The organism is Robertmurraya phoenicis (assembly GCF_047302285.1).
Classification (GTDB): Bacteria; Bacillota; Bacilli; order Bacillales; family Cytobacillaceae; genus Robertmurraya.
This window is the reverse complement of sequence record NZ_CP154845.1, coordinates 3,577,759-3,603,305: the sequence shown is the minus strand read 5'-3', so window position 1 is coordinate 3,603,305 and position 25,547 is coordinate 3,577,759. Positions and strand designations below refer to the sequence as shown.

Genomic DNA, 25,547 nt, shown 5'->3' with positions numbered 1-25,547 from the left:
AATGAACAGGTACGAGGAAAAAATGAAGGATTATCACGAAAATAAGGTACGTGTGCAGAAACTACTAAATAGACCATGGGAGATGCTTATAAATGGGGAGTTTGTTTCAGCTAAGTCAGGTCAAACAATAGAAACATATAATCCAGCAACCCAAGAGCTTCTTGCAACAGTCCCGTTTGCACAAAATGAAGATATTGAAGATGCGTATCATGCAGCTTTTGAGGCGTTTGAAAAGTGGCGTAATGTACCAGTAACGGAAAGAGTGAAATTTATATATAGAATTATTGATATTCTAAAGGAACATAAAGAGGACTTGGCTTTGATTGATGCTTTAAATTCTGGAAACCCACTACAAGGAATGCTAAAGGATGTTGATATTGCTTGTGATAGTATGGCATACCTAGCTGGCACAGCGTTAGATGTAAAGGGGCAAACTTTTCCTTCCACTGAAGGAAATTGGCATTTTACGACGAGAGAACCGTATGGAGTTGTAGCTAGAATCGTGCCATATAATCACCCTTTGATGTTTGCAGCTACTAAAATTGTAGCACCTATAGTTATGGGAAATACGGTTATCTTAAAGGCTCCTGATCAAGACCCTTTAGCTTGCATGTATTTTGCGGAGCTAATAAATAAGATCCTCCCCGCTGGAGTGATTAATATAATAACGGGAGATGGCCCTATTACTGGGAATGCATTAGTTCAGCATCCACATATTAAAAGAATATCACTAATCGGCAGCGTCTCTACTGGAATGAGAATCCAAGAAGCGGCTGCACAAACGGCAGTTAAACATATTTCACTAGAGTTAGGCGGGAAAAATCCAATGATCGTTTTTCCAGATGCAGACATTGACGGTGCAGTTGATGGTGTATTCAATGGAATGAACTTTTGCTCCGTTCAGGGCCAATCATGCGGATCGACCAGCAGATTGTTTATTCATGAATATATCCATGATGAGTTTGTGCAGAAGCTGATTGCAAAGATGGAAAGTAATATCAAACTTGGGATGCCAATTGATCCTTCTACGACGATGGGGTGCCTCGTTTCAAAATCGCAGTACGATAAGGTGAATTATTATATCTCGTTAGGTAAGGAAGAAGGAGCTAAATTAATATACGGAGGACATCATCCAAGCTTACCAGAATTGAAGAATGGATATTTTGTTGAACCAACCATTTTTGATGGTGTGGATTCAAGTATGAGGATTGCTCAAGAAGAAGTATTTGGGCCCGTACTTTCAATCATTAAGTGGAATGAAGAAGAGGAAGTTTTGAATCAAGCAAACAGTACAGAATTTGGACTAACAGCTTCCCTTTGGACAAATGATATTAAGAAGGCTGTACGATTTAGTCGAGAAATTCAATCTGGTGTTATTTGGATTAATCAATCTTCTCGACATTATGTAGGTTTGCCGTTTAGTGGCTATAAAAACAGTGGTCTTGATAGTGAGGAGTCAATTGAAGAGCTATATAGTTACACCCAAATAAAAACTGTAAATGTGATTGTAGATTAATAGTCTATTAGTAGGAGGAGTTAGTATGTCTAAACTAAATTTATCGTTTGCATGTTGGGACTATGACAGGATTTACCCGCTAATCGATGGGTCTGTTAAGGCGGATGGAATCGATTTGAACTGGTTAAATATGCCGGTTGAAGAAACGTTTTTTCGGATGATGCGTCACCAAGAATTTGATGTTGCAGAGCTATCATTTTCTTCGTATTTAATATCACGTGATCGTGGATATCCAAATTTTACAGCAATACCCGTTTTTTTATCTCGAATGTTTCGCCATTCTGGAATTTATATTAATAAAAACTCTGGTATTCAAAAACCAGAGGATTTAAAAGGAAAGCGTGTTGGAATTCCAGAGTATCAGCTTACCGCATGCGTTTGGCTCCGTGGAATTTTAAATGACGAATATGGTGTTGATCGGTCTGATGTGCATTGGTATACAGGAGGTCAGGAAACACCAGGTCGCATCGAAAAAATCAAGCTTGATTTACCAGCGTACATTGATATTCAGCAAATAGGAGATACCCAAACTTTAAACGAGATGTTGGAAAGCGGTGAAATAGATGCATTTATCGGTCCACGTGCGCCATCTTCTTTCTTAAAAGGTTCTTCAAACATTGAAAGATTGTTTACAAATTACGTTGATGTGGAAAAAGAATATTATTTAAGAACGGGAATATATCCGATTATGCATGTTGTTGCGATAAAAAATGAAATCATGGAGAAACATCCTTGGGTTGCTCAGAATCTTTATAAAGCTTTTGTAGAAGCAAAGAAAAAAGTTTATGAAGGCTTTGAACAAACAGCAGCATTAAAAGCTACTATTCCTTGGCTAATTCCAGAATTAGAAAAAACGAGAAGTATATTGGGTGATGACTTCTGGCCGTATGGATTTGAGGATAATTATAAAACCTTACAAGCAATGATTAACTATTCTTACCAAGATGGATTAATTAAGAATAAATTAAATGTAGAAGATTTATTTGCAAAGCAAACATTTGAAGCATTTACTATTTAACGTTTGAAGTGTTTTATAAAAAGAAGATATTGAAAGCACTAGAACAGGTCAGCGATGCTGGCCTTTTTGGCTGTTGTAAATACTTTTTATTTGCTTCCTCCTTTCAAGGTCCTTATTTACATAAAGTAGATTTTAAAAGTTAGCATATATTCTATATTAGAGAGGGTTTTGATATGTTTGGATATGGAGAATTAAATTAGTATAACTGATATTCTCGTTATACATAAGTACGTTCTTGTGTTAAACCATTGTATAGTTCACTATAAAAAGCAGGAATCATCAAAACCACTCTCGAAATCTTAGTTTACTAGAGCAATAAATCTATCAATTTGAGAAAGGATGATCACCCTGAGCAATAAAGAAGCAAAAAACCTCGTAAAAAACGTTTTTGGAAAGAATGCCGAAAAATATGTGACGAGTGAATCTCATTCACAAGGGACTGACCTTCCGTTAATCGTAGAATGGTTGAATCCAAAGTCGGATTCTATTGTCCTGGATATTGCGACAGGTGGGGGACATGTGGCCAAAACATTGTCTCCTCATGTTGCTACTGTACTTGCGACAGATCTGACGAAAGAAATGTTGTCTAATACGGCGAAGCATCTAAGAACACAATACAAAAACATACATTATGTTTTGGCAGATGCGGAATCACTACCTTTTTTAGACAATACTTTTGACGAAGTAACGTGTCGGATTGCTCCGCATCATTTTCCAAATCCTGGTCATTTCATTAGAGAGGTCAGTAGGGTACTTAAACCAAGGAGTCAGTTTCTATTAATTGATAATATTGCCCCAGAGGATTCAGATAAAGGTGAATTCATGAATCAAGTTGAAAAATTAAGAGATAAAAGTCATGGACGTTGCCTGTCGATATCGGAGTGGAGAAAACTTTTTCAAAACAGTGATCTTGAAGAAGGTCAATCTAGACAAAGAAAAAAGAAATTTATGTTTCCAGTATGGGTAAATGTAACGACCGAAAATCAGGAACAGAGGGACGAGGTTGAGCAATTATTGTTAAGCGCGACTGAAGAGCTTAAAGAATACTTCGCAATCGAGATAGTTGATGGAGAAGTACAGTCCCACGAAATTGACGAATGGATGGTTCTTTGTAAAAAGAAATAACTACGAAAAAATCCCTATCACTTGGAGTGCTAGGGATTTCGTTCTATTAATCTAATTCCTCCGCCAAAGCTCGTCCAGCTTGTCTCCCAGTAAAAAGACAGCCACCAACAAACGTACCCTCCAGCGAACGATAGCCATGAATGCCACCACCGCCAAATCCAGAAACTTCACCTGCGGCATAGAGACCTGGAACAGGGTTTCCATCTTCAGCTAACACTCTTCCAGATAGGTCGGTTTGTAAACCACCTAGTGTTTTTCTACTGACGATATTTAAACGAACAGCAATTAAAGGACCATTTTTATGGTCCAAAATTTTATGTGGTTTTGCGACCCGAATGAGTTTATCACCGATATAATTCCGTGCCCCGTGCATTGCAGTAATTTGCAAATCCTTTGTGAATTTATTATCCAACTCTCGATCTCTCGCGACTAGCTGTCTTTCGATATGAGAGAGGCTCAATAGATTTTCTCCTGTAAGTCTATTCATTCCCTCTACTAATTCGGATAAAGTATCAGCGATGATGAAATCTTCCCCCTTGTCCAAGAATGCTTTTACTGGAGCAGTTGGACCTGGAAGGATTCTTGATAAAACTTTCTTAATACTTTTTCCAGTCAGATCAGGATTCTGTTCAGAGCCAGAAAGGGCAAATTCCTTTTCGATGATCTTTTCTGTAAGGATAAACCAAGAGTAATCATAGCCTGATTTCTGAATCGCTTCGAGCGTTCCGAGTGTGTCGAAGCCAGGAAAAATCGGAGTAGGAAAGCGGTTACCTTTTGCATCTAACCAAATTGAAGAGGGTCCTGGGAGAATACGAATACCATGATTCGGCCATACAGGGTTCCAATTTTTTATTCCTTCTGTGTAGTGCCACATCCGATCTCGATTGACAATTCTGCCACCAGCACGCTCTGTAATGGCAAGCATGCGTCCGTCTACATGTGCAGGAACACCTGAAATCAACTTTTTTGGAGGTTCCCCTAAGCGAGATGGCCAATTTTTGCGGATAAGGTCGAAATTTCCTCCAATCCCACCACTTGAGACTAATACGGCTTCAGCGTGAAACTCGAATTCTCCAACCACTTCTCGAGAACTTTCTTCTCCCCGTGCTGCATTGCTCGGCACGAGAACATCACCTTTTGCTCCAACGACAGATCCATTCTCCGTTATCAGTTCATTTACTCGGTGTCGTGGTCGATAGTCAATAAGTCCAGTTGCAATCCCCCTTTTTACTCTTTCTTCAAAAGGTTGTACAATTCCAGGACCAGTACCCCAGACGATATGGAAGCGTGGAACTGAGTTGCCATGACCTTCTGCTAAATACCCGCCGCGTTCGGCCCAACCGACGACAGGGAAAAAGCGAACTCCCATTTGATGAAGCCATTCTCTTATTTCACCAGCAGCGAAATCAACATAAGCTTCAGCCCATTTTTTTCCCCAATAATCTTCATCGTCATCCCGATCAAAACCTGCTGTGCCAAGCCAATCTTGCCACGCTAATTCTTTAGAATCCTTAATCCCCAATCGTCTTTGCTCAGGTGAATCAACTAAGAAGAGGCCACCGAAGGACCACCAAGCTTGTCCTCCAATCGAGTTTTCTGGTTCTTGATCCAGTAGCAGAACCTTTTTCCCCGCTCCCGCTAATTCAGTTGTAGCTACTAAGCCTGCTAACCCAGCCCCAACAACAATAACATCGTATTTCAATGACTTTCCCCCTGTTTCTCGTATTAATATTTACATTCCATATGTGACGAGTGTTTTCCTTCTTACAGGAGGGGGAAAACTGAAAAGGACCCTACCCAAACGGGGTCCTAGGAAAAAATTATTTCTTCAAATTCTTCTTCGTCTTTTCGCTACGAATATTAATTTCCTTCGAGAATTCTGTATCATTTTTCTTATTTGGATATTTATTTTTTCGTTCACGATTATCGTTACGATTTGTCATCAAACTCATCCTTTCAATTATTTTCGTTATATTTTGCGCTTTTGTTGGTTAAATTATCATGATTGAAATGATTTCCTTCTGACATTTTTACGCATAATATTGTCATTTCAAAAAAATATAAGAACATGGAACTTTTTCATAATAATAAAGGGGATTTGGCCATGAACCTAACACCGAAGCAAATTGTACAGCTACATGGATTCAATAATTTAACGAAATCATTAAGCTTTAATATGTATGATATTTGTTATACAAAAACGAGAGAGGAGAGAGATGCCTACCTCGAATATATTGATGAGGTGTATAATGCGGATCGCCTGACAAACATCTTATCGAATGTGGCTGAAATTATTGGGGCTCATATTTTAAACGTAGCCAAACAGGATTATATTCCTCAAGGGGCGAGTGTGACAATCCTTGTTTCAGAAGGTCCTGTTGATGAATCTGAGACGGAAGCTTTCGAAGAATCTCCAGGTCCGATCCCTGGCTCTGTTGTCGCACAAATGGATAAAAGTCATATTACCGTTCATACTTATCCTGAGTCGCACCCAGATGAAGGGATTAGCACATTTCGTGCTGATATCGATGTTTCCACATGTGGTGAGATTTCCCCGTTAAAAGCGTTGAATTATCTCATTCATTCTTTTGAAACAGATGTGATGACGATGGATTACCGAGTAAGAGGTTTCACAAGAGATATTACAGGGCATAAGCTTTTTATCGATCATGAAATCAATTCGATTCAAAATTATATTCCCGATGAAGTAAAGAAACTCTATCATATGATTGATGTGAATGTGTATCAAGATAATATCTTTCATACAAAATGTAAGCTAAAAGAATTTGATCTGGCTAATTATCTGTTTCATCAATCGAAAGCAGATTTATCAGTAGAGGAAGAAGAACAAATCACAGAAAAGCTCGTGACAGAAATGGATGAGATTTTTTACGGAACCAATATAACCGACGATTAATTTCTTCATACACCAGGAATTTATAAATTCCCTCGACTTGTGGAAAAGTGTTCGTATAAACAATAGGAGTATCGGTATGAAAAAATAACAGGAAAAAATCCGCTTAATGAGCAACCATCATGAAAAAGAGACGAAATAACAGGAAAAATTCCTGCTATTCCCTCGAAAAATACCAAAATTAACGATTTTGCCTTCCATAAGCGGAAAATCTTCCGTTATTTTCCCTAAAAGGGACTCCTTTGAGGAGATAACAGGAAAAACTCCGCTTAAGGGTGAGAGATGTTTGGATCAAAGAATTAGTCAAACTGGAAGCTTCCTACATTTTGTAGGAGCTTTTTTCTTAATTTTAGAGTAAATCAGGCTTTATGAATGTTTGTGGTAGAGGCTATAATAGATATAATATCGGAAAGATGCAAAGGGGGATATATGGATAAACATAAACTTAATGATATTTTCCAAGACCGTAAGCCAGGGATTTTAGGAAGAGACAAATATTCAAATTATGCCGTTTTACTCCCCATCATAGAAAAAAACAATGATCTCCATGTTTTATTTGAGGTCCGTTCTTATGAAATGCGCCGGCAACCTGGAGAAATCTGTTTTCCAGGCGGAAGAGTCGACCAGAGTGATCCTTCAGAAAGACACACAGCGATTCGAGAAACTTCTGAAGAACTAGGAATCGAAGAGAATTGTATCGAAAAAGTCTTTCCTTTAGACTTTGTGGTTAATCCTTTTGGAAGTACCATTTATCCGTTTGTTGGCTTCATTAAAGATTTTATTCCATTCTCCATCAATAAAGCGGAGGTTGCAGAAGTATTTACTGTCCCACTCTCTTATTTGCAAAAGGTTGAACCTGATATTTATCACATCCATTTTAAGCCAATACCTGAGGAATCCTTCCCTTATGAGAAAATCGTAGGTGGAGAAAAATACAAGTGGCAAATTCGGGGGATAGAGGAGCACTTTTACTATTTTGAAGACAAAGTCATTTGGGGATTAACCGCTAGAATTCTTTCCCACTTTTTAACGTTAATAAGAGAGTAGCTCGATAAATGAGTTACTCTCTTATTTGTAATTATTTTAAATAAATATTGACTTTAATTTCTAGATTGGTATAATTCTAATTAAGATATTAAAAAACAATTTAATTTATCACATAGAAAATTTTAGTTCAAAGGAGTTGAACATTGTGGTCAAAAAAATCTGTGATACTTGTCACCAAGAAATGGTTCAGCTAAAACATTCCAGTATTTGTGCCTGTGGACGTAAATTATTGACGGTTAAGAAATAATTTGATCTGTACCATTCAAAAATAAACCTTAGCTAAAATGCTAAGGTTTATTTTTGATCTAAATCGTCTGGATTCATTCCAACTCGATCATTTTTGTTTAAAGAACTGATTTGTTTCATTTCCTCATAAGTTAGCTCAAAATCAAAAATATCCGCATTTTCAACTAGGCGTGCTAGATTAGATGATTTTGGAATCGTAATCACTTCTGTTTGCAGATCCCATCGTAAAATAATCTGTGCAGGTGTCTTCCCATGCTTTTTCCCGATTTCAAAGAGAACAGGCTCATCTAATAAGATTCCACGCTTGAGAGGAGACCAAGCCTCTAGCTGAATTTCTTCTTGTTTACAAAAAGCACGAACTTCTTCCTGTGTTAAATGCGGATGATATTCGATTTGATTAACCATTGGTTTAATATCCGCCTCTTTTATTAAATCTTGCAAATGATGTACGTGGAAATTACTGACGCCAATGGCCCTTACTCGACCTTCCTTATATAGCTTCTCAAGAGCTTTCCATGTCTCTTTATATTTTCTTGCGACTGGCCAATGGACAAGATAAAGATCTAAATAGTCCATTCCAAGTCTTCTTAAACTATTATCAAAAGCTTCTAATGTTTCTTCATAGCCTTGCTCATCATTCCAAACCTTTGAGGTCACAAAAATATCTTCACGTGAAACCCCTGAGTCCCGAATTCCTTTTCCAACTCCTTCTTCATTTTGATAGAAAGAAGCTGTGTCGATATGTCGATACCCGTGTTTTAAAGCAGCAGATACGACCTCGACAATTTCAGATTGATCTGTCACCTTATAAACGCCTAATCCAAACCAAGGCATATGTACTCCATTATGTAATGCAACTGTACTTTCTAGGTTTTTAACCATTTTTTCTCCTCCTTAAAAGAGCTTGAATACTATTATTTTCTCATATTCACCTTTTCGGTTACAATAAATGGGCATACATATAGAAAAAAAAAGGAGGATTTTATTATGATCCGTTTTGGAGTAATAGGTACGAATTGGATTACTGATTCATTTATAAGTGCAGCAAGTGAGCATCCAGAATTTAAGCTTGTTGCGGTATATTCAAGGACAGAAGAAAGGGCCAGAGAATTTGCGGGTAAACATGGTGTAGAACTTACCTTTACCAATCTTGAGGAAATGGCAAAGAGTGATGAGCTTGATGCAGTTTATATTGCCAGCCCTAATTCTTACCATGCTGAGCAGGCTATTCTTTTGATGGAAAATAAGAAGCATGTTCTTTGCGAAAAACCAATGGCATCAAATGTTAGAGAAATTAAGAAAATGATGGAAACAGCGAAAAAGCATAATGTGCTGCTAATGGAAGCATTGAAAACAACCTTTTTGCCGAATTTCCAGGAGGTCAAGAAGAACTTACATAAAATCGGGCCAGTAAGAAGATACTTCGCAAGCTATTGCCAATATTCTTCTCGCTATGATGCGTACAAAGAAGGAACGATTCTTAATGCCTTCAAACCAGAATTTTCAAATGGTTCTCTTATGGATATCGGGGTTTATTGTCTCTACCCTGCTGTATATTTATTTGAAAAGCCAACGGAAGTGAAAGCAAGTGGTTTTATACTCGAGACTGGTGTGGATGCAGAAGGAAGCTTAATTTTACAATACGATGATAAGGATGTCGTCATTCTTTTTTCAAAAATAACGAATTCTTATTTGCCTTCCGAAGTACAAGGAGAAGAAGGGAGCATTATTTTAGATAAGCTCAATCCACCGGAGGATGTAAAAATCCGTTATCGTGATGGACACGTCGAGGATATTGCAGTCGAACAATCGAATCATCCGATGTATTATGAAACGAAGGAATTTATTGAACTTATTCAAAATGGAAAATATGAATCCTCCATTAATACTTTTGAGACGTCCCAAATGGTAATGGAGATCCTAGATGAAGCTAGAAAGCAAATGGGAGTCGTTTATCCTAGCGATATAAAATAATATATGAAACTTTTTCCAAAACACCTCGTAAAAGTTATTAAGAACAAATAATTTTTTAGGGGTGTTTGATTATGGAAAAAGAGATTAGCACAAGTAAGAGTGGAAAGCCTTCTTTGTTAGGGATGTTTTGGAGCCCTGGGGAACAGCTTGGAAAAATACGTGAAAATCCACGTATTTGGGGAGCGTTAGGTATTATCACCATTCTTTACATTATTGCTTCGGTCACGATCGCTTCGACCATAACGGCTCAGGATATTGTTGTGCCAGGCTCTATTTCGTTAGAGGATGCAGAACTAATACTGGGATTTACGAAAATGGTCACAGCTATAGCGGGGGTAATTGCTCCTATATTAGGAGTACTAATATCAGCTGTTATTCACTTGATCATCGTTAAAATCGCGAAAAAGGATGTTACATTTAAACAGCTTTTCTCCATGAATACATATATTTTGGTGATTGGAGCAGCAGGTCTATTATTAAATACGCTTCTTCAAACGATACTAGGTGGAAATCCCAATGTTTATTTAACGAGTTTGGCAGGGTTATTTAATAGTGATTCCATCGTGCTTTCTACATTTGAAGTTTTTTCTATTTGGCAATTAATTTTAACGGCGATTGGACTTCATAAAGTTGGTCAATTATCAAAGATTGCTTCATGGGTTATTGCGATTGTCTTCTTTGTGATTGCTTTAAGTTTTGCCCTACTTGGCGTTGCACTTGAAGGGATTGCTGGAGTGTAATGAAAAAGAAACTTTGGATTGGCGTAGGTGTTGCCACTTTAATCATCATCATGGTTGGAGTAAGTGCTTATCGAACAGCTTTTGCTAAGCCGCTTGCCGTCGAGGTAATGGAAGTGAAACAAGAAAAAATTTCTTCCACCTTAATGGTGCCAGGGACTTTAGAACTTCAGGAGGAGCAGAGTGTATTTTCTTCTCCTGAGCTTGGCAAGGTCGAAGAAATTCTCGTTGAAGTAGGGCAACAGGTTAAAAAAGGCGATGTTCTAGTCAGATTTGACGATTCTCAACTCAATCTTGAAATCGAACAGAATAAAATATCCGTTGAATCCGGATATTTACGGATCAATCAATTACAAAAGCAAAAGGAACATCTTGATAGTAGGAAAAAGGATCTCTCTGATCAAATCGGTAAAAAGGAAGCAGAAAAGCAATTGGCTTCCGAATATGACCAAATTGAAATGGAAATAAGGCTTGCTAATTTGGATTTGAAGCAAACCCTTTTACAAAAAGATGCTCTTGAAGAGAGAGTAAAAGATTTTGAACTTACTAGTTTGGTAGAGGGTACTGTTCTAACGGTAAATGAGAATGCGACAGAACTTGTAACAGAAGTGCAAGAGCCGCTTGTCCAAGTCGGCAGTTTACATAGTATGATCGCTACTGGTTCTTTATCAGAGTATGATGTGTTAAAGGTGAGGAGTGGACAAAAGGTCATTCTAAAATCGGACGTACTTCCAAATGAAGAATGGGAGGGAGAAATCGTAAATGTTGCTAGTGTTCCGCAGAATACTGGGCTAGCAAACCCGATGGAGAATCAAGCAGTACAGTTTCCGATTATCGTTCAGATCAACGATGGGATAGATCTCAAACCTGGCTTCCAACTAATTATGGAAATTGAGACGGAAGAAAAAGAAGGATTTGTCATTTCCTCTGAAGCTATTATCTATGAGGATGATAAAACATTCGTTTATCTAGTAAATGATGGCATTGCCCATAAACAAGAGATTGAAATTGGCATTACATCAGGTGAACGAATGGAAGTTGTTGAGGGTCTTAAAGCCGAAGACACGATTGTATTGAACCCGTCAGATAAAGTGAGTGATGGGATGGAAGTGACTGTCCAATGATTGAGTTAAGAGATATAAGAAAAACCTACACGGTCGGGAAGGAACAAATCGATGTTTTGAAATCGATTCGACTAACGATTGAGGAAGGGGAATTCACTGCGATAATGGGGCCATCAGGCTCTGGAAAGTCTACTTTAATGAATATTATCGGTTGTCTTGATAAGCAAACAAGTGGACAGTATATGCTCAACGGTGAAAATATCTCTGATTATGAGGATGTCGCTTTGGCGCGGGTTCGAAATCAATCGATCGGTTTTGTGTTTCAGCAGTTTCAATTATTGCCAAGGTTAACAGCTCTCCGAAACGTAGAATTGCCAATGATCTACAGTGGTATCGGGAAAAAAGAGAGGCTTGAACGAGCAGAAGAGGCTCTTCGTAAAGTCGGTCTTAGCGACAGGATGGGGCATTTACCGAATGCATTATCAGGTGGACAAAAGCAACGTGTAGCGATTGCCCGAGCGATCGTGAATCAACCGCAAATCATTTTAGCAGATGAGCCGACGGGAGCACTTGATACGAAGACAAGTGTCTCGATCATGGAGCAATTTGTGAAACTGAATGAGGAAGGTACAACCGTAGTATTGGTAACACATGAAGCGGAAATTGCCGAGTATACAAATCGTACAATCACCGTTCGCGATGGCGAAATTGTCGCAAATGACGTGAGGAGGTGAGAGCTTATGAGTGTAATGGAAAATATGAAAATGGCGTTCAGTTCTTTAAAGGCTCATAAGCTCCGCTCCATTTTGACGATGCTCGGAATCATTATCGGTGTTGGTGCCGTCATTATTGTCGTCGCCATAGGTCAAGGTGGAGAGGCCGTTCTAAAATCACAAATTACAGGGCCAGGAAACACCGTTGAACTATTTTACCAGCCAAGCGAAGAAGAGATACAGGCGAACCCGAGCGTACTTTATGATGCTGCTTTTACGAGTGAGGATATTAGAATATTAGAGGCGATACCAGAAGTGAAGCAAGTGGTTGCTTCAAGCTCTGAATATTCACCCATACGTTATCGGGAACAAACCGGAGATAGCTCTGTTTTTGGGATTAACCAAGCTTATATGGATCTGAATAATTTAGAGATTGAAAGAGGCCAAGGATTCTCTGAATCAGATTTTAGAAGTGGACGAAGAGCGGCCCTAGTAAGCAATACATTGCAGGAGGAATTTTTTGAAGGTCAAAATCCGATAGGTGAAGTCATTCGGGTTGGCAATCAACCAGTTGAAATCATCGGTGTGTTAGCTAAGCCAACTGGCCTTTTCGCTTTTGGCTCGATGGATGTTTATCTTCCTTTTAATACGTGGAAAATGGTTTTCGGAAAAGATGATATTACGCAAATGACCCTTCAAGCGATTTCAGCCGATCACATTCAAATCGTTGGGGAAAAAGCGACGTTTCAATTGAATCAGCTTCACAATACAGAGGATTCCTATATGGTCATCAATATGGAAGAAATGGCTGAAGGTATTGGGCAAATTACAAGAATTATGACGCTCATCATTGGGAGCATTGCCGGAATTTCTTTATTTGTCGGTGGAATTGGGGTTATGAACATCATGCTTGTGTCTGTTACTGAACGGACGCGAGAGATAGGAATACGTATGGCTCTAGGAGCAACGAGAAACCAAGTGCTGACACAATTTTTAATCGAAGCGATTATTTTAACGTTAATTGGAGGCATGATCGGGATTCTCCTTGGTTGGGGTGTCTCTGGGATTGTTGCTTTCTTTGCAGGTTGGCCTTCACTTATCTCGTGGCAGGTGGTCGTTGGTGGCATCGTCTTTTCGATGGTGATCGGAATTATTTTTGGCCTACTACCAGCGAATAAAGCCTCAAAGCTCGATCCGATTGAGGCTTTAAGATACGAATAAATTTACGATTCAGTCTGTTGACAAACTATAGTTAACAGGAGATTTTCCGGTTAACTGGAAAATGAAGTTCATTTCGGGGAATATAAGGGAAGTTTTTCCGCTTATACAGTGAAAAATCGATTGTTTTTCCGATTTTAGCGCCAATAAGCGGAATTTCTCCGCTTATAATCGTTATTTTTAGTGTGAATCGCAAATTAAGCGGAAATTTTCCTGCTATTTTCCCTATTCTTAATCCTCGCTCTAGCTCATTGAATTATTTACCCACTCCCATTCCAGAGAGCTATCTTTTTAGAAAATCCTCTTTTGTTTTATTCCAAAATGGTCACAAAAAATCTAGGCTTATCCGCGTTTAACGCCCGAATTGCAGGGTATTTATTGAATAACTTTTAAGCTATGGTGGTGATCATTTTGGAAAAGAAAACAACTTCTCAAGGCATGTTAAAGGTATACAAAATCAAAAGAGGTGATACCGTTTGTTCAATCGCCAGAGAATTGAATATCCCCATTATGTCCATCTTCATGGTTAACAAGCATCGAGACCCGAAACAGCTGACAATAGGGGATACTCTCCGCATTCCTGTCGAGGATTAGTGCAAAATGATTGGTCTTTGACCAGATGACGTATTCTTTTTGGGCGAAATATGAAGTTCCTTCGCTTGATTAATCGCCGCATAAAACACTGAACGCGCATCTGTAATATTGTTTTTCTTCAGTTCTCTTTCCAACCACGTTGCATCTAAGTTAAAGGACTGCAGCACTTGCTCGTTGATGATTCCATCAATGATAACGGCTATTTCGATTCCTTGATCAGACACGACTGCATGGATATTTTCAATCTTGGCTGGCTCTTTTGGATGAACAAGTTTGACGGAAAGACTACCATTTGCCTCAATGATCGCAATTTCTACATCCTTCACATTGAAAACATCATGCTCACGAAGCATATTGAGGACATTATCAATGGAGTATCGAATTCTTTTCATATTTTCTATTAAAAATTGACCATTATGAATCACGATTGTGGGCTCAAAAGTTAGCAAACTCCCCAGTTTTCGATACCGGATTTTGAGGAGGGACACGATAAATTGTAGGAGCCCTATTGCTACGACTGCGAGCGCTACATAATAGTGATTTACGTCCGGCTCAGCAATGTCTGCCCCTACTACTGAACCAAGTACTAGAATAACTAAAAAATCAAACACAGGAAGCTCACCAATAGAACGTTTCCCCATTATTAGTGTAACAATTAATAAAAGAGGGAGAATCGTGACAATACGACCCAAAATTTTTAATACTTCTATCATTTCCATGAAATACACCTCAGAAAGTACTTATATTACTATTCTTTCATAAATTTCATATTTTACTCAAAGTAGAGTCTCTGGAGTTTTCAGAGACTTTTTTGTATAGTGTTAAGAGAATCATAAGGTTTGATACATTAAGGAGTTTTACAAAATGAAGAAGATCGGATTTATTGGCTGTGGAAAAATGGCTCAAGCAATGATCAAAGGAATGTTGTCATCTGGAACGATTTCTGCAGAGAATATGATGGTAAGTGCGAAAACAGAGAATACCCTCATGACGGTAAAAAATCAGTTTTCAATTAAAACGACAATCGATAATCGGGAAGTTGCTCGCTGGTCTGATATTCTTTTTCTTGCTGTGAAACCAGATATCCATAAGGAAGTGATTGCTGAAATCAAACAAGACATAAGGGAAGAATTAGTGATCATTACGGTCGCAGCGGGAATCACTTTGCAATGGTTGGAAGAGGAATTTGGGCAAGCAATAAAAGCGGTTCGTACTATGCCAAATACTCCATCCTTTGTGGGGGAAGGTATGAGTGCGCTTAGTGTTAACGCGAGGATAAATGGTGACGAAGTAGAGAGGGTGCTGGCAATTTTCCGTTCATTCGGACAAGCAGAGGTGATTAAAGAACAGCTCATGGACAGTATTCCGGCGATTAGTGGTTCTTCTCCAGCCTATGTATATATGTTTATTGAAGCTTTAGCAGATGGAGGAGTTAAGAATGGAATCCCAAGAGATCAAGCTTATAAGTTTGCCGCTCAAGCTGTGTTAGGGGCTGCAAAAATGGTTCTTGAAACGGGAACCCATCCAGGAGAATTAAAGGATCAGGTTTGTACGCCAGGTGGGGCTACCATTGAAGCGGTATCTGCCCTCGAACAATATGGATTTCGGGCAGCTGTTTTAAAGGCAATGGAGAAATGTACAGATAAGACGAAAGCACTTAAAGCCTAAATAAAATACATAAGAAAAGGTGACTAAAATGGAAAGAGTCAAAATGACAGAGGAATTAACTTTTTCAAGAATGATTCATGGACTTTGGCGGTTGAATGATTGGAAACTGGGCGATGATGAAGTTCTTTCATTAGTAGAGCAATGCTTAGAGTTCGGAATTACGACATTTGATCATGCCGATATTTATGGTGGCTATCAAAATGAGGCCCTTTTCGGCAAGGCGTTGGCCCTAAAGCCTTCTCTTAGAGATAAAATGGAGATCGTCACGAAATGCGGAATTAAACTTGTATCAAAGGCACGTCCTGAGCATGAAATTCAGCATTATGATACGAGCAGAAAACATATCATTTGGAGCGCAGAAAACTCTTTGAGAAATTTACAAACAGATTATATTGACGTATTGCTCATTCATCGTCCAGATCCGTTCATGGATCCAAGTGAAGTAGCGCAAGCCTTTATTCAATTAAAGGAAGAAGGAAAAGTGAAGCATTTTGGGGTTTCAAACTTTACTCCTTCACAATTTGAAATGCTGGATAGTTATCTGCCATTTTCACTTGTTACCAATCAGGTAGAAATCTCAGCTAGTCATTTGCAGGCATTCCTAGACGGAACGATTGACCAATGCTTGCAAAAAAGAGTGGCTCCAATGGCGTGGTCTCCTTTAGCAGGGGGTTCCATTTTCTCAAGCATGGATGATAAATCAGCTCGATTAAAGAAAGTGCTTCAAGAGGTAGGAGAAGAATTGAATGTTTCAGAAATTGACAAGTTGATGTTTGCATGGCTACTTGCTCATCCTGCTATCATCATGCCAATTATTGGTTCAGGTAAAATTGAACGTATCAAATCAGCCATTGACGCCTTACAAATCAACATGACTCGTCAGCAATGGTTTAAAATATGGATTGCTTCAACAGGTGAAAATGTAGCATAAATTTATAATTTAAAATTGAAAACAAAAAACAGAGTCGAAAACGTTTCGACTCTGTTTTTGTTTTGTCAAGAATATTTCCTCGACTTGTTTAATGCGGTAAATACACTAACTGGTAGAAAAACAGCACAGCGAAAACGTAAATCACAGGATGAACTTCACGCCATTTCCCTTTCGCTACTTTTAATAGAGGATAAGAGATGAATCCTAAAGCAATCCCTGTTGCGATACTTGAAGTAAGAGGCATCGCTAAGATTGTGAGAAAAGCCGGGAAAGCTTCGTCAAGCTCATTCCATTTAATTTTTGCGATCGAGCCCATCATTAAACTCCCAACAATGATTAACGCTGGTGCTGTTATCGCTGATAATCCAGATACAGCACTTACAAGTGGTCCGAAGAATGCAGCTAGAATGAAGAGTACCCCAACTGTTACGGAAGTTAAACCTGTACGACCACCAGCAGCCACACCTGCGGAAGATTCAATGTAGGCAGTTGTGGGACTTGTTCCAAACATTGAACCAACCGTTGTACCAATTGAATCAGCAAGCAATGCTTTTTTCGCTTGAGGCAATTTGTTTCCTTTCATAAGCCCAGCTTGTTGGGCAACACCGACCATTGTTCCTGTTGTATCAAAGATCGTTACAAGCAAGAAGGAAAAGACTACAGCATACAGGCTGTGAGAGAAGACTTCGCCAAGTGCTTCAATTGGATTTAAGACAATCAGTCCTTCAGGTAAGCTAGGAAGTGCGACAAATCCTTGTGTGAAGGAAAGCTCTCCGATAAAGAAAGCAATGAGTCCTGTTATAATCATCCCAAAAAATAGTGCTCCATGGACACGTAATGTCATTAAAATTAAAGTGACCGCGAGTCCGATTAGAGTTAAATAAGCGGATGGTTCTCGTAAATCTCCTAAAGCAACTAAGTTTGTTGGATGAGCAGTAATAATGCCTGTAAGACGTAATCCGATAAAGGCAATAAATAGTCCAATACCAGCGCTAATACCAAACTTAAGGTTTTCAGGAATCGCCTCAATAAGCATATTTCTTAGTGGCGTTAAAGATAAAATGATGAAAATAATCCCTGCGATAAAAACAGCAGCAAAGGCTGTTATATAATCAATATTTCCATGACTACCGACGACGGAATAGGCAAAATAGGCATTTAACCCCATTCCAGGCGCGATGGCAATCGGGTAGTTGGCAAATAATCCGATCCATAATGTACCAACTACTGCTGAAATAATGGTAGCTGTGAACACTTGATCAAATGGTACCCCAGCATCTGCTAAAATAATTGGGTTTACCACGACGATATATACCATCGTTAAAAACGTTGTAACGCCTGCTAAAAGCTCTGTTTTAACATTCGTTTGATGCTCCTTTAATTTAAACATGTTGACCTCCAAAACACGAACATTTTAAAAACACATTCTCTATAATATTCGTTTTAGGGGTAGATTTCAAGCCTAAAATTGAATATTATTGATTTAAGTCAATGTCTTAATGTTCGAAATAATTTACATTTTTATCATACTTATAATGATAGTCTGATAATAAATGGCTCATTTTATTTTCCTATTTTTCAAAAAGCGTAAGGAGGATGCACTTTGTTTAAGGAGATCCATACCCTAACATTCGAAGAACAAGTTGAAATTTTAACCTGTAAGCTCATAAAAATGGAGAGTTACAGTCGCACTGATGGAGAAAATCATAAAACAGGTTGGTTGATGGATTTACTGAGTTCATTTCCTTATTTTCAAAAGAATCCTCAATTTCTGTCGTGTGAAGTGATAGAAAAAGATCGCTTCATGAGGAAAAATATTTTTGCGTTTGTAAAAGCACCGAACGAATCGAAGAAAACAATCATTTACTATGCTCATATCGATACGGTAGGGACTGAGGATTTTGGTGCACTTCAATCCATTGCCCATCATCCGGATGCCTTAACTACATACTTTTTAAACTATGAACAGGACCTGGAAGTGATGGAGGATGCTAAATCTGGAGAATGGCTCTTTGGCAGAGGCGCTCTTGATATGCAGAGTGGGATTGCGATTCATCTGGCAAACTTACTTTATTTTTCAGAGAATCTAGATGAACTAGATGGGAATCTACTTGTCATGTTTAATCCTGATGAAGAAAGCCAGCATGCAGGAATAAGAGGAGCTGTAGAAGCGTTACTCCGTCTTAAAGATGAGCATGATTTGGACTATGTCGCTGCGATAAATGATGATCTCATTTCCCCGTTATACACAGCGGACCATAATAAATATATTTATACAGGTACTGCGGGGAAGTTGCTCCCTTGTTTTTCAATATTCGGTCGCGAAGCGCATGTTGGAGAAAGTTTATCTGGAATTGACCCAACGATTATTGCTTCAGAACTGAATATTCGGATTGGACAAAATATTGATCTCATTGAGAAAGTTGACGGTGAGCTTGTTCTTCCGGCTAGTTGTCTTTATATGCGTGATGATAAGAAACAATATGATGTGCAAACCGCTTTAAGCTGTCATATGTATTTTAATTACTTTTTCTATCAAAAATCTCCAGCTCAAATTATGAGTGAATTGCTTCAAATAACAGAGGAGGCATGTCGAACATTTGCAGAGCGTCAAAAAAGAAGTTATCAAAGATTTGTAGACATGAACCAATTGCCGTCTCGAGATTTAGACTGGACACTAGAAGTGACGAAACTTGAAAGATTGATGGAAGAACTAATTCAAAAAGGTCTTCCAGTTGAGGCAGAAATGGAGCGAGTGTTAATAGAAAACAGGGATAAGGATGATCGAGAGATTGCATTTTTAGTAGTAGATGCCCTTCAAAAGCTAGACCCTGAAAAGAAACCGAGAGTGATTCTTTATTATGCACCACCATTTTTACCATCGAATTATTTAGATTTAAACAATGAAAGAGGCATGGCCATTTCGAATAAAATAAAGGCAGTACTTGAAAAAGAAGCCGAGGTAACCGGTGAGTCTTTTAAGCTAAAAAAGTATTTTCCTTATTTATCCGATGGTAGCTTCCTCTCATTCAACGGTTCGGAAGATGAAATCAATTCGCTTCAAAGAAATTTTCCGGCGATGGAAGAGTTATTTCCGATACCGTTAGAATCCATGAAAACATTAAACATCCCTTCGATTAATGTTGGGGTATATGGGAAGGGTGCTCACAAATGGACGGAGCGTGTCTATAAGCCATATAGCTTCAACATACTACCAAAACTAATTCGAAAAATAACGAAGGCTTTGTGGGAAGTGTAAAAGGAACTGCATTATCGCAGTTCCTCTTTTATTTCCGTTCTTTTTCAAACAGGAATTCTCTTGAGAGGAAAAGGCCAACGATAAATAAAAATAAGGCAAAGTATGCCGGTAGTAGGTGAATAAAAGTCGTATAGCCAATGACAAAATGAGTCGCTATTCCTGCTGCAAAAGCAGGGATTCCTCCAAAGAGGAATGTGTACCAAACCCATTTTTCACCTTGATGAAAGCCCCAGAGAGAAAGGGTAAAAACCAGTAGTCCTACACTGATGAGTGCTCCACCGAAACCAGCTCGATCATGGGCGATGACAGGGATTAATTTACTAGTGATATCATGTAATTGCTCAGGTGTCATGCAAATATAGAGAATATCCGTTGGAACAAAAACGTTAGTTATGCCAATGGTTGAAATTACAAGTCCGCCCAACACAAAGGAGAATCCAAGGATGGTAAAAGCTAGCTGACCCCTTATTCCTTTTTTCCAACTGGAATGATTGGTTCTATTTCGTGAACGTGAAACCTCTCGAATTCCTTTTGTTGTCTTCCAACCTAAATAGAAAATAGGTGAAAGGATGGCCCAAAATAGTCCATGGAGCCAATCAAAGTATCCATAGCCAATGAAAAGAAAGATTCCAAGAAAACCAATCCCTCCAGCAAGATTAATCGCCCTCCTTGCCCAATGAATCCCATATCTAACACCAAAGCGTGCTAAACACATATAGACGATGCCCCCAGAGATCATCGTCCCTGCTAACGTCATCCGGTCATGTGCCATAAAGTTAATCAATCTTGGATTCAAGGCAATTAATTGTTCTCTTGTCATTTGCAAAAAGACTTCATCATAAGGAAGTATTACAGAAGTCATGCTAAACATAAGTGCCAGTAATCCTCCAAGAAAGATGCATAGACCAAATAACCAATACCAACCCCATCCCTTGAAAATCTGTTTCGGTTCGTCGCGATCCAATAAAGCTTCATTTATTCGTTTTGGGAGTCCAGGACCGGAAAGGACATAACCAGTAGAGAGCAAGACAAGGTCAGCTCCTGCTTCTAGTAATAATAGGGCATCATTGGGCTCTTGTATCCCACCTGAGATGATGATTGGTAAATCAACCGAACCTTCTTTTATCTGCTTTACTGCTAAAGCCAACTGCTGATTTTGAACTAGAGGTGCATATTGATAAGTCCCTTCTTTTACAAAAGATTCTTCTATGACAAGTCCATCTATTAATTTTTTTCTATGTAGTTGACTAATTTCGTCGCGCCATTCCTCTAATTGTAAATGGGGAAGGGACAGAATCAAATTTTTGTCCCAGCAATGTCGTTTGATTTCAGTTAGTTCATGTTCCTTTAATATATCTTCGAGAATAAAAGCATCAGCAAAGGATAGTAATGAATCGATCATGAATAATAATTGTTGAAAGTCATTGGTTTTTCCAATGCGAATGAAGAAGGGGATGTCGACCGATTTTAGGTTTTCAAGTTTAGTAATAGCGTTTTCCATACCAGGTGATTCAAATGGTAAGGAATAATGAATTTGTTGTTTGTTATCACTTAGCCTAGTCTTTTCTCTATGTGGGGATGCTGATATAGGTCCGATTTCAATAAAACCAAAACCGAGATGAGAAAATGCTTTCGTTCCTGTTAAAAGTGGATCTACTTTGCCGCTCAAACCGATCGGACTAGCAATCGAAAGATCACAGAAGTCTTTTTTTAACTGTGGAGATGGTGCCATATGACCGAGAAATTCAATAAAACCAACCCCGCCAGGTAAAGAAGATATAAAACTCATTCCTCTATGGATAAATTCTCTTCCCTTTTCCCCTGGAAGTCGAAATAGCCAAGGTTTAAAAAGTGGATGATAAGACCAATCGGGCATTCCATCACCTTCCAAAAATAGTTTATATCTAAATGATACACTATTTTTCTGTATATATATGACCAAAAATCACACTTCAACAGTGAATTAATGATATTAACAACAGTAATAACGTGCTTATATTACTTTGTGATATATTTCACATTTTATTCAAAAATAAGTCGAAAATAATAATTAATCTAATTATATAATAAATGTAATTGGATGGAATTAATGGAAAGTCGCGACATGATAGTTTCAGCCAATAAATTATTTTGGGGGTATTACAATGAAAAGGATGAAGCTACTCTTAACTCTTCTTTTCGCTTTATTGTTGTTGGCTGCATGTGGTAGTAATGAAGCCACTTCACCAGAAAAAAGCGATGCAACTGGAGGAGGAGAACCAGCAACAACTGAACCTGAAGTAGATGAAGAATTAGAAGCAGCTAAAGCAATGTTTGAACCACTTGGTGAAGTCCCTGTACCAGAGGATAATGAATTGACAGATGAGAAAATTGCACTTGGGCAAATGCTATATTTCGATGAAAGACTTTCTGGGAATAATAAATTAAGTTGTGCTTCATGTCACGCTCCTGGGGCTGGCTATGGCGATGGATTAGCTACATTTATTGGATTTGAAGGTTTTGCTGGACATAGAAACAGTCCTACTGTTATCAATACAGCTTATTATAAGGAAAACTTCTGGGATGGACGTGCAGGCAGCTTAGAAGAACAAGCACTTGGTCCAATTCAAGCAGAAGGTGAAATGAATCAAAATCTTGATGAGTTAATTGAGGAATTAAATCAAACAGGTTATGTCGAAGAATTTAATAAAGTCTTTAATGACCAAATTACAGCAGATAATATCGCTAAAGCGATTGCTTCTTTTGAAAGAACAATTGTTGTAAAGGATACAGCATTTGACAAGTATCTTGCAGGTGATGACGATGCTATTTCTGCAGAAGCAAAAGAAGGTATGAAGCTATTTGTAGGAAAAGCAAGCTGTATTTCATGTCACGCAGGTCCAATGTTATCTGACCATAATTACCATAATCTAGGTATGGATGGAGACGACGGAAGATTTGATGTAACTGGAAATGAGGCAGATAAAGGTAAATTTAGAACGGCTGGCTTACGTGGAATTGCTGATACTGCTCCATATATGCATGATGGAAGTCTTGCAACTTTAGAAGATGTTATTAATTATTACAATGTTGGCGGTGGAGCTCACGGGAATAAGAGTGAGCTTATGAGACCACTAAACCTTACTCAGGAAGAAGTTAGTAATTTAGTCGCTTTCTTAGAAAGCATGAGTGGCGAAATACCAATGGCCGAAAAGCCTGACCTTCCAATGTAAAGATTTTTCAAAAAAGTCTTAAGGATCTTTCCGAAGGATTAAGTTTTTAAGGTGAATTCAAGTTAATGGACACAAGAAGGAAAAGACGTATGGATGGGCATACGTCTTTTCTGTCATTTCATCACGATGATACTTTTGTTAGGTTGTATCTTATTGACATGTATAAGTTCAAAGCGGTAGCTCCCAGCCTATTTCAATTGGCTTCGGTTTAGAACCCGAGTTGCTAAATAGACGGAAAAACGAGACTGTCGATTAACTCATTTATCCTTTTAAATAACGAAGTTTCCAACCAGTTTAACACTGTAAAAAGTGGCTTAAATGATAAATATTCAGTAAAAATTCCATTAAAATTGGGTTGCTGAATTTAAATCATCTAATTAATCGACGGTCTCAAAACTCCGCTTATTTTCTCCGAAGACAGCTCTAATAAAGCAATAACAGGAAAAATCAAACATGACCTAATGGTCACCGCGAGATATGAAAATTGGTATGGTGTACAGCACACGAATGAATTATATTTCCATTTTTTTGTCTAGACTATTAGTAACAGATTAAAGGCCGTCGGAATATTGGTGTTTTTAAACCCGAGGAAAAATCCGGCCTATTGCACTTACGAGTACCGCCGATTGTTGCCTCGAGCACGTGTATAAAACTACAACTACTTAAAAGTGCATAATCTGTGAGTCTATTAATGAAAAGAGGAATCCCCATGGATGCTATTCGAAAATGTTGTGCTGGTTTAGATGTTCATCAAGAATCGATTACGGCTTGTATTTTGAACAGTCCATTAGATCGAAAACCTAAGCCGTTAATCAAGAATTTTGGAACCACAACTCCTGAGTTACTTCAACTGCAAGATTGGTTAGCAGAACACAAATGTACGGAGGTAGCTATGGAAAGTACCGGTGTTTATTGGAAATCGGTATGGAACATTCTTGAATCATCTTGTCAACTCACGCTTGCCAATCCAGCTCACATTAAAAATATGCCAGGGCGTAAGACTGATATCAAGGATGCTCAATGGATCGCTCAACTGCATCGATGTGGTCTCGTTCAAGCGAGCATGGTACCAACTCAGGAGATTCGAGATTTACGAGACCGAACGCGCTATCGTCAAAAACTTGTCCATATGATTACATCCGAAAAGAATCGTATTCACAAGTTATTACAAGATGCCAACATCAAACTAACTACGTTCGTTTCTGATTTGTTTGGCGTTTCTGGACGGGCTCTTCTAGAAAAACTAATGAATGGCGAAGTGCTAGACGAAGAACAAGTACGATCCTTGGTTAAAACAAAACTGAAGAAAAAGGTTCCTCAATTACTAGATGCTTTAAATGGAAAGGTACGATTGCATCATCGAGAAATGATCCGTATGCACATGAACACCATCATTTTTTTAGAAGAACAAGTGACACATCTTGAGAAATCCATTCAAGAACTACTGAAACCATACGAAGAAGAAGTTGAACTCCTGGATACGATTCCTGGCATTAATACTGATGTCGCGGCGTGCATCATTGCAGAAATCGGAACCAACATGGAGCTATTTGAAACAGAAGCCCATCTAGCTTCATGGGCTGGAATATGTCCAGGAAATAACGAAAGTGCAGGTGTAAAAAAAAATCGAAGTCCCGTAAAGGGAACAAGCATTTAAAAGCGATGCTTTGTCAATCCGTTTGGGCAATAAATAGAAAAAAAGATTGTAGAATCACAGCGTTCTTTCATCGAGTAAAGCGACGACAAGGGGAAAAGAAAGCAGCTATCGCAACCGCTCATCTCTACCTTCGCATCATTTATCACATCTTATCAGATAAAGTAGAGTACAGTGAATTAGGCACGCATTATTTACCAAATAAGAAAGAAAGAACGTTAGAACAATTAAAAAAACAAATAGAAAAAATGGGTTATGCGATACAGTTAGAGCAAGTACAAACCAGCTAGCTGCCTATAACCCATTTTTAAAAAGTACAATTTTAGACCTTAGGGGGTCTTTTTTTGCTTTTTTTGAGCAACCAGCATCAATTTTCGTATAAATTCCGGTTAATTAGCAAATATCGTTAAAAAAGGCTTAAATAACAGGAAAAATTCCGCCTATTGACTTCAAAAACGTGAAAATAGGTGGTTTTTCTCTGCATAACCGGAAAATCTTCCGTTATCCTCCGACAATGAGCCTGAGCAAGTCCTATAACAGGAAAAATTCCGCTTATTTTACTATCACAAATTAAAAGTGATGCCGCTCAGAAAATCACTTTACATTTTCCTGTAAAATTAATTATTTCAGCAAAAGCCCAGATCTCATAGGACAATT

23 protein-coding genes are annotated in these 25,547 nt (G+C 38.4%); 17 read left to right on the top strand and 6 right to left on the bottom strand.

Annotated elements, in window-relative coordinates:
- The first annotated feature begins 1 nt into the window (after nt 1).
- From AA0X71_RS17940 to AA0X71_RS17930, 3 genes are all read left to right on the top strand, one after another.
- On the top strand, nt 2-1,516 hold the full coding sequence (locus AA0X71_RS17940) for an aldehyde dehydrogenase family protein (RefSeq protein WP_413356668.1): 1,515 nt from the start codon (nt 2-4) through the stop codon (nt 1,514-1,516).
- Nucleotides 1,517-1,541: 25 nt separating this feature from the next.
- Entirely contained in the window at nt 1,542-2,534 is a 993-nt protein-coding gene (locus AA0X71_RS17935; RefSeq protein ID WP_413356667.1) for an ABC transporter substrate-binding protein, read from the top strand.
- A gap of 339 nt (nt 2,535-2,873) precedes the next feature.
- Nucleotides 2,874-3,659, top strand: a complete 786-nt coding sequence (locus AA0X71_RS17930) for a class I SAM-dependent methyltransferase (RefSeq protein ID WP_413356666.1) — start codon at nt 2,874-2,876, stop codon at nt 3,657-3,659.
- A gap of 46 nt (nt 3,660-3,705) precedes the next feature.
- On the opposite strand, the gene AA0X71_RS17925 is transcribed toward AA0X71_RS17930, so the two are convergent.
- Together AA0X71_RS17925 and AA0X71_RS17920 are read right to left on the bottom strand one after the other, a co-directional pair.
- The gene (locus AA0X71_RS17925; RefSeq protein ID WP_413356665.1) at nt 3,706-5,361 is read right to left on the bottom strand and encodes an FAD-binding dehydrogenase; all 1,656 of its coding nucleotides are present in this window, start codon (nt 5,359-5,361) and stop codon (nt 3,706-3,708) included.
- 118 nt (nt 5,362-5,479) lie between these two features.
- Nucleotides 5,480-5,602, bottom strand: a complete 123-nt coding sequence (locus AA0X71_RS17920) for a hypothetical protein (protein WP_413356664.1) — start codon at nt 5,600-5,602, stop codon at nt 5,480-5,482.
- Between the two features lie 161 nt (nt 5,603-5,763).
- Between AA0X71_RS17920 and speD the strand changes: the two genes are divergently transcribed.
- Together speD and AA0X71_RS17910 are read left to right on the top strand one after the other, a co-directional pair.
- On the top strand, nt 5,764-6,576 hold the full coding sequence (speD, locus tag AA0X71_RS17915) for an adenosylmethionine decarboxylase (protein WP_413356663.1): 813 nt from the start codon (nt 5,764-5,766) through the stop codon (nt 6,574-6,576).
- Between the two features lie 426 nt (nt 6,577-7,002).
- A complete protein-coding gene (locus AA0X71_RS17910) occupies nt 7,003-7,620 on the top strand; it encodes an NUDIX hydrolase (protein WP_413356662.1) in 618 nt (205 codons plus the stop codon).
- Nucleotides 7,621-7,914: 294 nt separating this feature from the next.
- On the opposite strand, the gene AA0X71_RS17905 is transcribed toward AA0X71_RS17910, so the two are convergent.
- Complete coding sequence (locus AA0X71_RS17905) at nt 7,915-8,748, bottom strand: aldo/keto reductase (protein ID WP_413356661.1); 834 nt, start codon at nt 8,746-8,748, stop codon at nt 7,915-7,917.
- Nucleotides 8,749-8,853: 105 nt separating this feature from the next.
- Between AA0X71_RS17905 and AA0X71_RS17900 the strand changes: the two genes are divergently transcribed.
- The 6 genes from AA0X71_RS17900 (at nt 8,854) to AA0X71_RS17875 (ending at nt 14,166) form a co-directional block, all read left to right on the top strand.
- Entirely contained in the window at nt 8,854-9,840 is a 987-nt protein-coding gene (locus tag AA0X71_RS17900) for a Gfo/Idh/MocA family protein (RefSeq protein ID WP_413356660.1), read from the top strand.
- 71 nt (nt 9,841-9,911) lie between these two features.
- Nucleotides 9,912-10,580 (top strand): YIP1 family protein, encoded by a 669-nt coding sequence (locus AA0X71_RS17895; protein ID WP_413356659.1) that lies wholly within the window; start codon nt 9,912-9,914, stop codon nt 10,578-10,580.
- Nucleotides 10,580-11,701: an efflux RND transporter periplasmic adaptor subunit gene (locus AA0X71_RS17890; RefSeq protein WP_413356658.1), complete on the top strand. Its 1,122-nt coding sequence runs from the start codon at nt 10,580-10,582 to the stop codon at nt 11,699-11,701. The genes AA0X71_RS17895 and AA0X71_RS17890 overlap by 1 nt, the downstream gene beginning before the upstream one ends.
- Nucleotides 11,698-12,375 (top strand): ABC transporter ATP-binding protein, encoded by a 678-nt coding sequence (locus tag AA0X71_RS17885; RefSeq protein ID WP_413356657.1) that lies wholly within the window; start codon nt 11,698-11,700, stop codon nt 12,373-12,375. Before AA0X71_RS17890 ends, AA0X71_RS17885 begins: the two co-directional genes overlap by 4 nt.
- 6 nt (nt 12,376-12,381) lie before the next feature.
- Nucleotides 12,382-13,575, top strand: a complete 1,194-nt coding sequence (locus AA0X71_RS17880) for an ABC transporter permease (protein ID WP_413356656.1) — start codon at nt 12,382-12,384, stop codon at nt 13,573-13,575.
- 408 nt (nt 13,576-13,983) lie between these two features.
- Nucleotides 13,984-14,166, top strand: coding sequence for a LysM peptidoglycan-binding domain-containing protein (locus AA0X71_RS17875; RefSeq protein ID WP_413356655.1), 183 nt, complete (start codon nt 13,984-13,986; stop codon nt 14,164-14,166).
- Here AA0X71_RS17875 and AA0X71_RS17870 read toward each other — a convergent pair.
- Nucleotides 14,163-14,885, bottom strand: a complete 723-nt coding sequence (locus tag AA0X71_RS17870; protein WP_413356654.1) for a DUF421 domain-containing protein — start codon at nt 14,883-14,885, stop codon at nt 14,163-14,165. The genes AA0X71_RS17875 and AA0X71_RS17870 overlap by 4 nt on opposite strands.
- 145 nt (nt 14,886-15,030) lie before the next feature.
- Here AA0X71_RS17870 and proC point away from each other — a divergent pair, with 145 nt between their 5' ends.
- Together proC and AA0X71_RS17860 are read left to right on the top strand one after the other, a co-directional pair.
- Complete coding sequence (gene proC, locus AA0X71_RS17865) at nt 15,031-15,834, top strand: pyrroline-5-carboxylate reductase (RefSeq protein ID WP_413356653.1); 804 nt, start codon at nt 15,031-15,033, stop codon at nt 15,832-15,834.
- A 28-nt stretch (nt 15,835-15,862) separates the two neighbouring features.
- Nucleotides 15,863-16,765: an aldo/keto reductase gene (locus tag AA0X71_RS17860; RefSeq protein ID WP_413356652.1), complete on the top strand. Its 903-nt coding sequence runs from the start codon at nt 15,863-15,865 to the stop codon at nt 16,763-16,765.
- 88 nt (nt 16,766-16,853) lie between these two features.
- Here AA0X71_RS17860 and AA0X71_RS17855 read toward each other — a convergent pair whose 3' ends face one another.
- A complete protein-coding gene (locus AA0X71_RS17855; protein WP_413356651.1) occupies nt 16,854-18,155 on the bottom strand; it encodes an NCS2 family permease in 1,302 nt (433 codons plus the stop codon).
- Between the two features lie 213 nt (nt 18,156-18,368).
- Between AA0X71_RS17855 and AA0X71_RS17850 the strand changes: the two genes are divergently transcribed.
- Nucleotides 18,369-20,024: a M20/M25/M40 family metallo-hydrolase gene (locus tag AA0X71_RS17850; RefSeq protein WP_413356650.1), complete on the top strand. Its 1,656-nt coding sequence runs from the start codon at nt 18,369-18,371 to the stop codon at nt 20,022-20,024.
- Between the two features lie 28 nt (nt 20,025-20,052).
- On the opposite strand, the gene AA0X71_RS17845 is transcribed toward AA0X71_RS17850, so the two are convergent.
- A complete protein-coding gene (locus AA0X71_RS17845) occupies nt 20,053-21,900 on the bottom strand; it encodes a dihydroorotate dehydrogenase (protein ID WP_413356649.1) in 1,848 nt (615 codons plus the stop codon).
- Between the two features lie 268 nt (nt 21,901-22,168).
- Between AA0X71_RS17845 and AA0X71_RS17840 the strand changes: the two genes are divergently transcribed.
- From AA0X71_RS17840 to AA0X71_RS17830, 3 genes are all read left to right on the top strand, one after another.
- The gene (locus AA0X71_RS17840) at nt 22,169-23,236 is read left to right on the top strand and encodes a cytochrome-c peroxidase (protein WP_413356648.1); all 1,068 of its coding nucleotides are present in this window, start codon (nt 22,169-22,171) and stop codon (nt 23,234-23,236) included.
- Nucleotides 23,237-23,945: 709 nt separating this feature from the next.
- On the top strand, nt 23,946-24,893 hold the full coding sequence (locus tag AA0X71_RS17835; RefSeq protein ID WP_413356647.1) for an IS110 family transposase: 948 nt from the start codon (nt 23,946-23,948) through the stop codon (nt 24,891-24,893).
- Between the two features lie 5 nt (nt 24,894-24,898).
- Entirely contained in the window at nt 24,899-25,180 is a 282-nt protein-coding gene (locus tag AA0X71_RS17830; protein ID WP_413356646.1) for a hypothetical protein, read from the top strand.
- The last annotated feature ends 367 nt before the right edge of the window (nt 25,181-25,547 follow it).